The following is a 14,063-nucleotide window of genomic DNA, read 5'->3' on the forward strand; positions in this document are numbered from 1 at the left end:
GAGTTGGAAGCAGTCTATGGCAAGTAATCAACGTAATAGAAAAACCTATATAATTGTTATATTTGCTAATATATTTAGTGTTTTGTCGTTTATGGTTTCTATTAAACATAGAGAGCTCGAATATTTGCTCGTGTTGCCGTTGCCCAAGGAGGTGGAACAACACGTTATGTATTTTAAGAATGTCTTTAAGGATACATATGATTTTCCAAACGCCTTAATCACATATCCTCACCTTACACTATTGAAGTTTATGCAGTTTGAAAACTATGAAGGAGCTATTATAAATAAGCTGATCCAATTAGCTTGTTATGTTAGCCCATTTCACGTAATTTTAAACGGTTTTAGATTTTTCGAACGGGTCTTTTACATTGACGTGGCAACGGGAAGCGTTATTTTGGATGTCGTATACAATCAACGGTCTTCGCTGCTACCACTATTACGTGCAGGTAAGAATCGCTATCATTTTACTCGCAACGCACATGTAACGATTGCAAGGGGGCTTTTACAACTACAGTGTCTGGAAATCAGTCGAAGTTGGAAGATTCCTTCATATCAAGCAGCTTTCATAGCATCCCAAATGTTATTACTAAAGAGGACGACGGCTTATAGCCCATATAAACCAGTTAATACGATTCGTTTCATAGGAAATAAGTCTTATCCAAAACAAGGTGATTTATTTTAGTGCGTTATTCTTTATCAACGCAAGCTATCGAAAGAAGGAGGAAGCTTAAAGACGCACTAACCGCACGTACGAAATTAAAGCGCACCCAGGTTGTTTGAAAAATTTCTTTTTGATTCATTAATTCTTGCTGGTTTGTCTGTTGTAAATGAAGCTTATTTAACCCTTCGTTCATGGGGACATTTACGCTCATTGTGATAATAAAGACACCTAACACATATATCAATGTAGCGAAAACAAGCAGATAGATTTTAAGCTGAGATTCTTGTCGATAAGCAAAAAAGACCTTTAGCGGTAACAATAGTAAGGGAGCCAGAAAAACGATAATAAACCAAGGATTAAGTATGACCCGATTGAACGATTGCAATGCCAACAATGACTCAAAAGCTGGTAACCTCCTCAAACCCGGCATGATGGCGTTACTCCAAGTAAAAAAAAGCCCAGACATGATCGCTGTTGCTAAGAGTGCGCATAAAGTTAGTAACTGATTCATAATCTATGTTTTAATGTTTATTGATGTACATGTAAAAATAAATTGTAACTGCCTCACAGAATAGAATAAATACGACAATTTTAGGTACTTAGGGAATAAAACGAATCATTATCGCTATTTTTAAAAAATAGTGTAATTTTAGACTTTACTCAATAATGGTTTTCCCTTAAGCAAATACAAAATGAAGCGTTGTTTTTTTGTTTTATATCTAATTCTACTAAAATTATCTGCGAATGCGCAAGTCGTTCAATATAATACGAAAGCTAACGTGTCTTATTACGAGGAGGGCTCCCGATTGGATAGCTACAAGAAGAAGCGATGCACGCTGGATATTTATTATCCCGAAAATAAAAGCGACTTTGCTACCGTTATCTGGTTTCATGGAGGTGGTTTGACAGGAGGCGAGAAGGAAGTGCCGGAAGCGCTAAAAAATCAAGGAATTGCTGTTGTTGGTGTCAGTTATAGGCTTTCTCCGAAAGTTAAAGGAAGTGACGTGATTGAGGACGCCTCAGCAGCAACAGCTTGGGTATTTAAGCATATCAAAGAGTTTGGGGGGAATGAGAAACTAATTTTCGTGTCCGGACATTCGGCGGGAGGGTACCTCGGAATGATGCTGACCCTTAATAAAGCTTACTTAAAAAAATATAATATCGACGCCAATCAAGTTGCCGGTGTGATACCATTTAGTGGTCATACCATTACTCATTTCACGATAAGGAAAGAAAGAGGAATCCGTGATGTACAGGCAGTGGTTGACGAATTTGCTCCTTTGTTTTATGTACGAGCCGATGCGCCGCCACTATTACTCATAACGGGGGACAGGGATTTAGAGCTTTTGGGAAGATACGAAGAAAATGCCTACATGGAGCGTATGATGAAGTTAGCAGGGCATAATGCGACGTCTCTTATTGAACTAGGCGGATATGGACATAATATGACTTTTCCCGCATTTCCCTTGCTGCTTAAGGAAGTCACTCGTAGGACAGAAGAGATTGTCAATCGTTTAAACTGATCCATTCCCACCTAGCGACCATTTTCTATAGATTATGAAACCAATTAATAATTGTACCCGTTTTGTTTTGATTGTCTGTTGTTTATTTCTTTATAATCACGAAGTGAATGGCTCCGCAACACCGGTAACTGATAGTAGCGAAATAGTCCTTGCTGGTGAGCAGTTACAACTCGTGGGAGATGGTTTTGCTTTTACTGAAGGGCCCGCCGCTGATCGTGATGGTAATGTATATTTTACTGACCAACCTAATAACCGTATCTGGAAATATGACTTACAGGGAAAACTCAGCATTTTTATGGAGAATGCAGGAAGGGCAAATGGGTTGTATTTCGACAAGGAAGGGGCGCTGATCGCTTGTGCTGATGAACAGAACCAGCTTTGGCGAATTGAGAACGGCGTGGTTGAGAAGTTAGTGAGGCATTATCAAGATACACTTCTCAATGGTCCAAATGACGTTTGGGTAGCACCTAACGGCTTCATTTACTTTACGGATCCTTATTACCAGAGAGATTATTGGAAGAGAAAGGCCCCTGATTTAAAAGTGCAAGCATTGTATTTGTACAAAAAAGGCGGGCACTTGGTTCGATTGGACGATCGATTCAAAAGGCCCAACGGAATTGTTGGAACGCCTGATGGCCATTATTTATACGTAGCAGATATCGGCGACAATAAAACCTATCGTTATACCTTAAAAAAGAATGGGAAGCTCGCAAAAAAGCGGCTCTTTATTCATAAGGGCTCTGATGGAATGACAATTGATACTCAAGGAAACCTTTATTTAACAGGTAAAGGAGTCACCGTCTATGATAAGCAGGGGAAGGAGATTGCACATATCTCAGTGCCGGCAAAATGGACCGCGAACGTATGTTTCGGAGGCCGTGATGGAAATATTCTTTTTATTACCGCTAGTGATAAGGTGTTTACGCTAAAAATGCGCACAAAGGGTTATAGTAAGTAGCGATAATCACTCCCACGATAGTTTTAAGTTGCTTATTTTTTTACCGGTTTCCTATTCTCTATTATCAATTTTTCAAGAATTTGCTTCACATGCTCTTCACAGGAACTACCTGCGGATATTGTTTTTGAGGGCCTTGGAACGAAGGCGAAAAATTTTAAAAAAAATTGAAATATTTCATTGACCCACTCGTCTATACAGATAAGTTAAAGAGATGGATCAGTTATCAATAGCAAAAGGCATGTCAGAAGATAAGCAGAGCAAAATCTTAACCACCATAACATCTTATGGGAAGGGGTTGCTAAGCTTTATTAGGAAGCGTGTCAAAAGTGATGCAGATGCAGAGGATATTTTGCAAGATGTGTGGTTTCAGCTAACAGCAGTCATTAATTCGGAGCCGGTAGAACAGGTAGGTGGGTGGCTTTACCGAGTGGCAAGAAACCGTATTATCGATAAATACAGAAAGAAGACAGAAACTTCTTACGATGATACCATGGAAGATGACAATGAACAATCTGTATCATTTAGTGAGTTACTTTTAGGTGTTAACGACAGTCCGGAAAAAACTTATCAAGATCGGTTGATGTGGAAAACGTTATTCAGCTCACTGGAAGAATTGCCTGCAGCACAACGTGATGTTTTTGTATGGCATGAGTTAGACCATATCCCTTTTGCGGAAATTGCGGAACGTACCGGAGAGTCCGTGAATACATTGATTTCTAGGAAGCGTTATGCTGTGCTACATTTAAGGAAACGCTTACTTGTCTTTTATAAAGAGTTGGATAAATAAATGAATCGGTAAAATTGATAAAAACATAAAGTGATGAAACGGATATTCAGAAGTAAATTTAGATTTATTGCCATACCTATACTAGCGGTTACTTTCCTGTTCTTGGTAAGTTATATCGTTATGCTATTATGGAATTTCAGTATTGCAGCAATCTTTAATATACATAGCATAAATCTTTGGCAGGCAATGGCATTATTTGTTCTTTCCAAGGTTCTTTTTGGCTTTGGCAAAGGAGGGCGAAGAGGAGGTGCACCTTGGAGCAAACGGTCAATGCGCGATAAATTTGAAAAAACGAATGAAATGGATACAGAAAAAATGAGAACCTACATGCGCGAGCGGTGGTGTGATTGGAGGAGCTTTCAAGAGGAAAAATAGAATGGAAATCAACAAAAATTAAGGAAGTATCATGAACCAAGTGTTAATTTTTAAAACGAGTGTTAATGCTCAAAAACATGTACAGCAAGTAGCTGCCTTGTTTAAATCCATTAAGTTAATCAAACAGTGGAGTTTTGATTTAGACGATTGTGATCGAGTCCTACGGGTGGTATCGTTAAATGTCCGTCCCGAAATGATTGAAAATTTATTGAGAACAGAAGGTATATATTGTGAACATATGGAGTATGAGTTGTAAATTCGACGAAGGCCAATTGCTTTTATAGGTATTCACAGATTGCATATAAAAGCAATTACTTTCTCTTTTTTTCTACAGCGTTCGCGAATGACGAGCATTTTGTCTAAGTTTGGAATTTATTTCCAATATTATGCATAATCCACTTTTGAAGCCATTCAATACCCCCTTTAATAGTTTTCCATTTGAAAATATAAATCAAGAAGATTTTAAGCCTGCAATTTTAGACGGTATAGCACAGGCGAAGCAGGAGATCGCACAAATAGTTAACAATCCAGCCGATCCGACGTTTGACAATACTATAATAGCACTTGAAAAAGCAGGGAAACCATTGCATGTTATCGCTGAAGGTTTTTTTAATATCAATTCTGCTGAAACCAATGACTACCTTCAAAATTTAGCGCAGGAACTTTCCCCTTTACTTGCAGCATACGGAAACGATATAACCCTTAATGAAAGTCTTTTTCAAAGGATAAAGAAAGTATTTAACGATACACCTAAATCAAGTTTGTCTGAAGAAGAATATAGACTGTTAGATAAGACTTATAAAAGTTTTACAAGAAATGGTGCATTACTTGACGCTGTCCAAAAAGAAAGGCTACGGTATATTGATAAAGAGCTTTCAACATTGAAAGTTAAATTCTCACAAAACGTTTTGCATGAAACGAATGCCTACACTTTGCATATTACAAGCGAGCAGGATATGGACGGACTTCCGGAGTCTGTAAAAAGTGTAGCAAAGGAAGAGGCAGAGAAAAGAGGAGTGGAAGGCTGGATCTTTACCTTGCAGTTTCCAAGCATGATGCCATTTATGAAGTATGCAAAAAAACGGAATTTAAGAAAGGAACTTTATTTAGCTTCTTCTAAAAAGGCTTTCAACAAAAACGAATACGATAATGAAGAATGTGTTAGAAAAATAGTTGCTTTGAGACAAGAACGCGCCGAGCTACTGGGTTATGAAACACATGCTCACTTTATTTTGGAAGAAAGAATGGCGGCCGAACCCAAACAAGTTGAGGATTTTCTCCATAATTTGTTGATCAAGGCTAAACCTTTTGCGCAAAAGGAAATTGATCAGTTAAGGCATATTGCATCGGCAGACGATATAGACGAATTGATGCCATATGATCACGCATACTATGTGGAAAAATTAAGGGAAGCTAAGTACAATTTTTCTGAAGAAGCTTTAAAACCATATTTCCCGCTTGAAAGCGTAATCAAAGCTGCATTTGATGTAGCGAATAGGCTATATGGATTGACATTTGACAGGCGGAATGATATTCAGAAATACCATCAGGAGGTGGACGTTTTTGAAGTGTCGGAGAATGGTAAACATAAGGCATTGCTTTACGTTGATTGGTTTCCTAGGGAAGGTAAGCGTGCGGGGGCGTGGATGACGAGTTATCGTGGGCAATCAAAGTTTGAGGGTCAAAACATAAGACCTCATATTTCTATCGTTTGTAATTTTTCGCGTCCCTATGAAGATATCCCATCGCTACTGACCTTTAATGAAGTGACTACTTTATTTCATGAATTTGGTCATGCCTTGCATGGAATAATGGCGGATACTGTATATGAAAGTCTTTCCGGTACCAATGTATATTGGGATTTTGTTGAACTTCCTTCACAGTTCATGGAAAACTATTGCTATGATAAAACATTTTTATCTAGTTTTGCAAAACATTATAAAACAGGCGAGCCGCTTCCTTTAGTAGAAATTGATAAGATCGTTGCGTCTGCAAATTTCATGGAAGCTTATCAAACTTTACGACAATTGAGTTTCGGTTTGTTGGATTTAGCCTATCACACAAATCAGTTAAGGCCAGATGATGCAATAGCAGAATTCGAGCGGCGCATTGTAGCCGAAACGCAACTTTATCCGGCAGTCGAGGGCACCGCTATGAGTCCATCCTTTTCCCACATATTTCCCGGTGGGTATTCTGCAGGATATTATTCCTACAAATGGGCTGAAGTTCTTGATGCAGATGCATACGCATATTTTCGAGAAAAAGGTATCTTTAATAGGGAAATCGCTGAAAAGTTTAAGGTTCTACTCAGTAAAGGCGGTACCGTTGATCCAATGCAGCTTTATAAAGACTTTCGCGGGAGGAAGCCTTCAATTGATGCATTGTTAAAACGAGCGGGATTAATCAGTAACTAGGCCAGCCTGTTTGATTTAATTTACGTTTTCCATAGGGCGCTGATCGAGGAAATGTGTCAAATAGTATTCGATGAAAATGAACTTCAATAAAACTCTTATTCTAGTATATTTCGTTTTTGGAATAGCTGAATGTTTTGCTCAAGATATCTTGCGAATCGATTCAAGTTTTTCCAAGGCTGTGAGGAAAGGCACGCGTACCTTGAATGGAATACCTGGCAATAAATACTGGCAAAATACAGCAGACTATAAACTTAAGGTAAAATTTGAACCAAAAACCCGCCTATTGATAGGAACAGCAGAAATAGATTATCGCAATAACAGTCCGGACACCTTATCTGAAATATGGTTTAAATTATATGCCAATATTTATAAGAAAGGTGTGAACAGGAAATCCAAAATCGAAAAGAAAGATTTAGGAGACGGTTTGACGCTTAAAAAAATTGTGGTTGATAAACACGCGATTGAAAATCATGATGTCATTATTGACGGCACCAACATGAAATTACAGAATGCTGAAGTGCTGCCTCACAGCTCTGCGCATTTTCGAATAGATTATGAATATACCTTGAACGAAGGGTCGCACTTGCGCACAGGAAAAATAGATAATGGTGCCTATTTTATTGCCTATTTTTTTCCTAGAGTTGCCGTATACGATGATATAGATGGTTGGAATAAGTATCCTTATACAGGCGAGGAAGAATTTTATAATGATTTCTGCAATTTTGAAGCAGCAATCGAAGTGCCCGATGGTTACGCCTTATGGGCTACCGGCGATTTAAAGAATGGGAAGAAAATATATCAAAAGCAAATAAACGATCGGGTTGAATATGCAGGTATATCCGACACGATTGTCAATGTCATCGATGAACAGGACATCAAATCCAATGCGGTTACAAAAAGAAAATCTTTTAATACTTTTAAGTTTGAGGCGAAACAGGTAACTGATTTCGCTTTTGCTTTGAGTAATCACTACGTTTGGAAATCCGTCAGTTTAGTTGTTGATTCACTTACTGGCCGGAGAACACGGGTTGATGCTGTTTATAACCCCATACACGAGGATTATAATGAAGTAATCGATTTTGCGGCAAAAACAGTGGAAGGGATGAGCTTTCATTTTCCGGCTTGGCCTTTTCCCTATAGTCATATGACTGTTTTTGACGGACTCGATCAAATGGAATACCCAATGATGGCTAATGATAACCCTACAAAAACGAGAGAAGATGCTATTACTCTAACTAATCATGAGATATTCCATACGATGTTTCCCTTCTATATGGGAACAAATGAAACAAAGTACGGTTGGATGGATGAAGGATGGGCAACTATAGGAGAATGGAAGCTTTCTAATTATGTTGACAGTAGCTATGTGGACGATTATGGAATACAAGCTACGGCTAAAAGTTCCGGCGATCGGAACGATACACCAATCATGACGTTGACTACCGACTTGAAGGGTGGTGGAGCCTTTACAAATTCTTACCCAAAACCGGCGTTAGGGTATCTCTATTTAGAAGGCTATTTGGGAAAGGAATTGTTTCGAAACGCGTTACATCACTATATCAAAACATGGCAAGGAAAGCATCCACAGCCCTTGGATTTTTTTCGTGCTATGAATGCAGGAAGTGGAGAGAATTTGGATTGGTTTTGGAATCGGTGGTTTTACGAAGAGGGCATGCTGGATTTAGCCATTCAGCGTGTCGTAAAACAGGAAAATGATGAATACCTAATAACCGTTAAAAATAAGAGTAATAAACCACTGCCTATCTATCTCACGGTCTATTATTCAGATGGGTCGACAGAAAAGATAAATCGATCGATTGGCATATGGAAGGATGGCGGAAGAACCGTGTCTTTGTTCTTAAACACTCAGAAAAAAATTAAGTCGGTTGCGCTCGGCAATACTTATGTGCCGGATAAGAATAATCAAGACAATGTCTTCTACGTTAATTAGTCATCTTGAATTTTATTATGCATCGTTAAAAACCTTCCCGGTTCGGCGCAATAGTTTATGTTCTAAGTAATTCAGACTGGCATTTGCCGGATGAAAATGCTGCCTAAAAGAAGCCTGATCCTCATACTTTAATATTATGTTAATTAATGTTAAAACTTTTGATCTTTTAGTTGGAGTGTAGATATTTTTAATATTTTAGAGGCCGATTGCCTAAAAATTTATGAAAAGATTAACCTTTATCTTGCTTTTACTTATCTCTTGTTTTAGTTCGCACGCTCAAAACGGATTTTTAATTAAAGGAACAGTAATAGATACTGCTTCCAATATAAAACTTAGCAATACTACGATTAGTATTTTACATGCGCGGGATTCCATGCTTTATAAATTTACAAGAGCTGATCAGATGGGCAATTTTAAATTGGAGGGATTGGAGAAAGGTAAATATATTTTGCTTGTTACTTATCCTAAATACGCTGATTACGTTGAAAATTTCACACTCGATTCGTTAAATGAAATTAACTTCGGATCGATCGATATGATTTTAAAATCTCAGCTTTTAGCAGAGGTGGTTATTACCGGGCGGCAACCGATAACCATTAAGGGCGATACGACTGAGTATGATGCCGCAAGTTTTAAGCTGCAGCCAAATGCTAAAGTAGAAGATTTGTTAAAGCAACTTCCGGGTATACAGGTGGATAAAGATGGTAAGATTACCGCGCAAGGACAAACGGTTAATAAGGTACTGGTAGATGGCGAGGAATTTTTTGGAGACGATCCTACTTTAGTTACAAAAAACATTCGAAGTGATATGGTCGATAAGGTGCAGCTATATGATAAGCAAAGTGACCAAGCCGCCTTTACAGGAGTTGATGATGGGCAAAAAACCAAGACGATCAATATTCAGTTAAAGGAAGACAGTAAAAGGGGTTACTTTGGTAAATTGGAAGCGGCAGCGGGAAATGACGAATTTTATCAGGCACAGGGTATGATCAATAAGTTTAAAGGGAAAGAAAAAATGTCTGCCTACGGAACCATCGGGAATACGGGGAAAGTAGGGCTTGGCTGGCAGGATGCAAATAGATACGGTACAACGTCCAATAACATGGAATTTACGGACGATGGCGGCATGATGTTTTATGGGGGAGGGGGAGACGACTTGGAATCATTCAACGGGCAATATGATGGACAAGGCATTCCTTTGGCACGTACAGGTGGTTTACACTATGATAACAAGTGGGATGGCGATAAACAATCAATCAATACCAACTATAAAATAGGTACATTGGATGTGGACGGTACTCGAAATAATTTGACGCAACGCAACTTACCCACGGGAGTTATCAATGATCGTTCAGACGAGACGTTTAATAACCATATGTTCCGCCATAAACTGGATGCACGATATGACATTAAATTAGATTCGACTACGAACCTGCGTATTTCAGTAGATGGAACCCTGAGAAACAGTGACACCGAAAACAATTATACTTCCGAAAGTAGGAACGGTTCCGGCGGATTATTGAACCAAAGTCAAAGAAGGCTAACCAACAAGGCAGACGATCGGATTTTTAATGCAAGTGCTTTGTTCACAAAGAAATTTAAAAAGATGGGGCGGTCTTTTTCCCTGAATCTGAATCAATCATCCAACACAAACAAAACGGACGGGTTTTTAGATGCAGAAAACGTATTTTATAGTAGTGCCGGCGTGGAAGATAGCGTTTCTAACATCAATCAATACAAAACTAACGATATTGTAAATAACTCTTTTCGATCTAATGTAACCTACTCAGAACCTCTTTTTAAGAACTTCGCTGTGGTATTGAATTATGGACTTAGTATTAATAGTGGCCATTCTAATAGGCGGTCCTTTAATCAATCGGCAACGGGAGCTTATGACGTATTGGATAGTTTATACAGTAATGATTATAAATTGGATCAAACATCCAACCAGGTTGGGGCCATTTTCAATTATAAGACGGAGAAAACCAACTTGAATTTTGGAGCAAAGGTAAGTGACGTGCGGTTCAAACAACTTGATAGGTACACAGACGATTTGTTTACAAGAAATTTTACGAATTTCAATCCACAGTTGAATTACCAATATAAATTTTCGCAGCAAAAATCCTTACGCGTTGGATATAATGGTAACAATACACAGCCTACAATCAATCAGATACAACCTGTTAGGGTAAACACAGATCCACTCAATATCGTATTGGGTAATCCGGATCTAAAGCCTTCTTTTACCAATCGCTTTAATTTGAGTTATTATTCTTACAAGGTGCTCAGCAATCAGTATGTTAATTTTTATGGTAGCTATTCGTTTACCACAAACCCTATCGTAAGTAATACAGTAACGGATTCCGTTGGGAAAAGCACCTATCAATCCGCTAACCTAAAAGATCGAAACACCTCTAATTTTTACGGTGGTATGTATGCAGGTAAGAAAATAAAGAAATTGGATATGCAGATAGGGCTTGATTTGAGTACGAATGGTAATACGTACTATAATTTAACCAATGATAACCTCAATGAGACGAAGTCATACAACTATTCAAGCCGCTTATCTTTATCAAAGTATAAGGAGAAGAAATATGATTTTAGTGTGAATTTTGGGCCAAGCTACAACACTTCTGAATCATCGCTGCAGCCTGAATTCAACAATAACGGATGGGGCATGAGTGGAGATGCGGGGTTCAATATATATTTGCCCGGTAAGATTCAAATAGGATCTGACGGAAGTTATACTTATACGCAAGCGACACAGTCTTTCGATGAAAATTTTGAGCGATTTATACTGAACGCTTATATCACCAAAAAGTTTTTTAAAGAAGAAAACCTTCGTTTTACTATTTCCGGAAATGATCTGTTGAACCAGAACGTAGGCTTTAATCGAAATGCTTTTAATAATACCATTAATCAGAGTAGTTATACAACCATTCGTCGTTATTTTATGTTCTCGGTTACTTGGGAATTTAGCAAAATGGGGGCAAAACCATAGGTTAACCCAGATGTAAATATTGTGTTTATAAAGTTATTAAGGGAAATGAAAAAAGGAATAAAACTCGCAACCTCCATTGTTCTGTTATTAATAATCAGTCATTTAGTATATGGCCAAAACGTTCGTTTTGTTAATAGCGGAACTATAGAATACGAAAAGAGAGTGAATATGTACGCTAAATTAGCAAAACGCATTACAAAGAGAAATTCAAGCTGGATGCAACAAATTTACGATCAGTACAAAAAGACACAGCCACAGTTCAACTCAGTAAAGGCTACTTTATCCTTTTCGCAAACCGCGTCCTTATATAAACCGATAGAAACCAACATGCCGTCAACTAATAGTTTTTTTAGCAATGATCCTACGATCGATTTGAAAAAAACTATTTATACAGACTTTAAAAATGGTATTTCCGTCAGTGAAAAGAAACTGTACGAAGAGATCTTTCTCGTGGAAGACAGCGTAAGAAAAATTAAATGGAAGATTACCGATGAAACCAGGGAGATCGCCGGATATGATTGCAGAAGAGCAAACGCATTGGTGATGGACTCAATCTATGTCGTCGCTTTTTATACGGATCAAATACCTGTTTCGGGCGGACCGGAATCCTTTACCGGGTTACCGGGTATGATTTTGGGTCTTGCGCTACCGCACGATAATACAACCTGGTTTGCCACTAAAGTTAGTGATGTTTCTATACAACCCAGTCCTATTACGCCGGCAAAAAAAGCGAAAAAAGTTAATAATGTAGGTTTGTTAAGCACCTTAAAAGAGAGTATGGAAGACTGGGGAGAATATGCACAAGAAGTGTTCAAGGCAATGATGCTTTAGGGTATCAATAATTTTTGTTAAGTTTATTCCCATATTCGGGATAAATGCTATGCCTTCGATCGACTGGTTCCTTGTTGCAGAAATTACCTATATCCTTCTTGTTATTGGTGTCTGTCTGCGGATTATATATGAAACCCGATCAAGTACAAAAACACTGGCTTATTTACTATTAACGATATTTGTTCCAATAGCGGGTATCATCCTTTACTTTTCGATAGGAATAAATTATCGGAATAGGAGCATGTATAGTAAAAAGCTACTTTCCGATCAAAAACTGCAAGAACGACTTAAAATACAAATCTATAAATCGTCATTCGATGCCTTACATAGTGTGGGCGATTATGGTCTGAGCTATAAAGGACTTGCTCATATGATTTTGAAAGACATGATGAGTCCGCTGACCACAAGTAATGAGGTTAAGATTTTGATTAATGGAGAGCAAACATTCGACGCAATTTTACAGGCAATTAGCCAGGCAAAAGACCATATACATCTCGAGTATTATACGTTTGAAAACGATGCCATCGGCAATACGATTAAAGATGCACTTATCAGAAAGGCGAAGGAGGGGGTAGAAGTCCGTTTTATTTACGATCATTTCGGCAGCCGATCGATTGATGGGAGCTTTTCTGATGAGTTGGCTGCTGCAGGAGTAGAAGTGTACCCCTTTCATAAAATTACATTTCTTTTATTAGCCAATAGATTAAACTATAGGAATCACCGAAAAATCATTGTGATAGATGGTTATACATCGTTCGTTGGCGGAATTAATGTAGCTGATCGATATGTGAATGATGAAAGACAAGAGCAGCAAATCTTTTGGAGAGATACTCACGTTCGTATAAAAGGACAGGGCTCTTTATACCTTCAGTATATTTTTCTATGTGATTGGAACTTTTGTAGCCCAAATAAGCTCCATCCGGAGCCGCGTTTTTTCAGCGAGCTATCCAGTGAAGAGGGGGGAAGCTTGGTTCAGATCGTGTCAAGCGGACCAGACTCGGTTTCTCCCTCTATTTTATACACCTTGTTGAAGGCCATAGCTACCGCGAAGGAGGAAATTCTTATTACAACGCCTTACTTTATTCCCGGTGAAAGTTTAATGGATGCGCTCATCATTGCTTCGTTAAGTGGTGTCAACGTTAAGCTGTTAGTACCTTATATTTCTGATTCTAAAATTGTAAATGCGGCAGCACATTCATACTACGATGATTTATTAAAAGCAGGGGTACGTATCTTTCGCTATAAAAAAGGATTTATTCATGCTAAGACGATCGTGTTTGACAGTAAATTAGCGATTATAGGAACAGCGAATATGGATCAGCGCAGTTTCGATCTTAATTTTGAAGTTATGTCTCTTATACTGGATCCAAAAGTAGCGGAAGAATTACGCGAAATTTTCAATGAAGACTTATTAAATGCAGAAGAAATAGACGCGGAACGGTGGGAACATCGTGCCAAATGGCGTAAACTACTGGAAAAGTCGGCTAGAATGATATCTCCATTGCTATAAAATATTATTGTTTTATTAACGAAAAGTTAATAAAAGTTCGTTAACTTGGTGA

The 14,063-nt window shown here is 38.2% G+C and carries 12 protein-coding genes; 11 read left to right on the forward strand and 1 reads right to left on the reverse strand.

What is annotated here, in order from left to right; genetic code table 11:
- Nucleotides 1-91: 91 nt before the first annotated feature.
- The gene (locus E0E36_RS09410) at nt 92-682 is read left to right on the forward strand and encodes a 2'-5' RNA ligase family protein (protein ID WP_130855744.1); all 591 of its coding nucleotides are present in this window, start codon (nt 92-94) and stop codon (nt 680-682) included.
- Between the two features lie 4 nt (nt 683-686).
- Here E0E36_RS09410 and E0E36_RS09415 read toward each other — a convergent pair whose 3' ends face one another.
- Nucleotides 687-1,172, reverse strand: coding sequence for an anthrone oxygenase family protein (locus tag E0E36_RS09415; RefSeq protein ID WP_130855745.1), 486 nt, complete (start codon nt 1,170-1,172; stop codon nt 687-689).
- A gap of 181 nt (nt 1,173-1,353) precedes the next feature.
- Here E0E36_RS09415 and E0E36_RS09420 point away from each other — a divergent pair, with 181 nt between their 5' ends.
- The 10 genes from E0E36_RS09420 to cls all read left to right on the forward strand — a co-directional run bounded on the left by E0E36_RS09420 (nt 1,354) and on the right by cls (nt 14,011).
- The gene (locus E0E36_RS09420; RefSeq protein WP_130855746.1) at nt 1,354-2,184 is read left to right on the forward strand and encodes an alpha/beta hydrolase; all 831 of its coding nucleotides are present in this window, start codon (nt 1,354-1,356) and stop codon (nt 2,182-2,184) included.
- Between the two features lie 34 nt (nt 2,185-2,218).
- Nucleotides 2,219-3,142: an SMP-30/gluconolactonase/LRE family protein gene (locus E0E36_RS09425; protein WP_130855747.1), complete on the forward strand. Its 924-nt coding sequence runs from the start codon at nt 2,219-2,221 to the stop codon at nt 3,140-3,142.
- Between the two features lie 211 nt (nt 3,143-3,353).
- Nucleotides 3,354-3,929, forward strand: coding sequence for an RNA polymerase sigma factor (locus tag E0E36_RS09430; protein ID WP_013667286.1), 576 nt, complete (start codon nt 3,354-3,356; stop codon nt 3,927-3,929).
- A gap of 33 nt (nt 3,930-3,962) precedes the next feature.
- Complete coding sequence (locus E0E36_RS09435; RefSeq protein WP_130855748.1) at nt 3,963-4,304, forward strand: hypothetical protein; 342 nt, start codon at nt 3,963-3,965, stop codon at nt 4,302-4,304.
- A gap of 31 nt (nt 4,305-4,335) precedes the next feature.
- Nucleotides 4,336-4,560, forward strand: a complete 225-nt coding sequence (locus tag E0E36_RS09440; protein ID WP_013667284.1) for a hypothetical protein — start codon at nt 4,336-4,338, stop codon at nt 4,558-4,560.
- A gap of 130 nt (nt 4,561-4,690) precedes the next feature.
- Nucleotides 4,691-6,718 carry a M3 family metallopeptidase gene (locus E0E36_RS09445; RefSeq protein ID WP_130855749.1) on the forward strand — a complete coding sequence of 676 codons (2,028 nt, stop codon included), beginning with the start codon at nt 4,691-4,693 and terminating at the stop codon, nt 6,716-6,718.
- A 70-nt stretch (nt 6,719-6,788) separates the two neighbouring features.
- Complete coding sequence (locus E0E36_RS09450; RefSeq protein WP_130855750.1) at nt 6,789-8,669, forward strand: M1 family metallopeptidase; 1,881 nt, start codon at nt 6,789-6,791, stop codon at nt 8,667-8,669.
- 220 nt (nt 8,670-8,889) lie between these two features.
- Nucleotides 8,890-11,670, forward strand: coding sequence for an outer membrane beta-barrel family protein (locus E0E36_RS09455; RefSeq protein WP_130855751.1), 2,781 nt, complete (start codon nt 8,890-8,892; stop codon nt 11,668-11,670).
- A 45-nt stretch (nt 11,671-11,715) separates the two neighbouring features.
- On the forward strand, nt 11,716-12,501 hold the full coding sequence (locus E0E36_RS09460) for a GLPGLI family protein (protein ID WP_130855752.1): 786 nt from the start codon (nt 11,716-11,718) through the stop codon (nt 12,499-12,501).
- A 49-nt stretch (nt 12,502-12,550) separates the two neighbouring features.
- Nucleotides 12,551-14,011, forward strand: a complete 1,461-nt coding sequence (cls, locus tag E0E36_RS09465) for a cardiolipin synthase (protein WP_130855753.1) — start codon at nt 12,551-12,553, stop codon at nt 14,009-14,011.
- The last annotated feature ends 52 nt before the right edge of the window (nt 14,012-14,063 follow it).

It is taken from the genome of Olivibacter jilunii (assembly GCF_900607235.1).
In the GTDB taxonomy this organism is placed as follows: domain Bacteria; phylum Bacteroidota; class Bacteroidia; order Sphingobacteriales; family Sphingobacteriaceae; genus Olivibacter; species Olivibacter oleidegradans.

What these genes read in the sequence shown, in the direction of transcription:
- E0E36_RS09455 (WP_130855751.1), top strand. Translation starts at nt 8,890, where the DNA reads ATGAAAAGATTAACCTTTATCTTGCTTTTACTTATCTCTTGTTTTAGT.
- E0E36_RS09445 (WP_130855749.1), top strand. Translation starts at nt 4,691, where the DNA reads ATGCATAATCCACTTTTGAAGCCATTCAATACCCCCTTTAATAGTTTT.
- E0E36_RS09460 (WP_130855752.1), top strand. Translation starts at nt 11,716, where the DNA reads ATGAAAAAAGGAATAAAACTCGCAACCTCCATTGTTCTGTTATTAATA.
- E0E36_RS09415 (WP_130855745.1), bottom strand. Translation starts at nt 1,172, where the DNA reads ATGAATCAGTTACTAACTTTATGCGCACTCTTAGCAACAGCGATCATG.
- E0E36_RS09410 (WP_130855744.1), top strand. Translation starts at nt 92, where the DNA reads ATGGTTTCTATTAAACATAGAGAGCTCGAATATTTGCTCGTGTTGCCG.
- E0E36_RS09420 (WP_130855746.1), top strand. Translation starts at nt 1,354, where the DNA reads ATGAAGCGTTGTTTTTTTGTTTTATATCTAATTCTACTAAAATTATCT.
- cls (WP_130855753.1), top strand. Translation starts at nt 12,551, where the DNA reads ATGCCTTCGATCGACTGGTTCCTTGTTGCAGAAATTACCTATATCCTT.
- E0E36_RS09430 (WP_013667286.1), top strand. Translation starts at nt 3,354, where the DNA reads ATGGATCAGTTATCAATAGCAAAAGGCATGTCAGAAGATAAGCAGAGC.
- E0E36_RS09425 (WP_130855747.1), top strand. Translation starts at nt 2,219, where the DNA reads ATGAAACCAATTAATAATTGTACCCGTTTTGTTTTGATTGTCTGTTGT.
- E0E36_RS09440 (WP_013667284.1), top strand. Translation starts at nt 4,336, where the DNA reads ATGAACCAAGTGTTAATTTTTAAAACGAGTGTTAATGCTCAAAAACAT.
- E0E36_RS09435 (WP_130855748.1), top strand. Translation starts at nt 3,963, where the DNA reads ATGAAACGGATATTCAGAAGTAAATTTAGATTTATTGCCATACCTATA.
- E0E36_RS09450 (WP_130855750.1), top strand. Translation starts at nt 6,789, where the DNA reads ATGAAAATGAACTTCAATAAAACTCTTATTCTAGTATATTTCGTTTTT.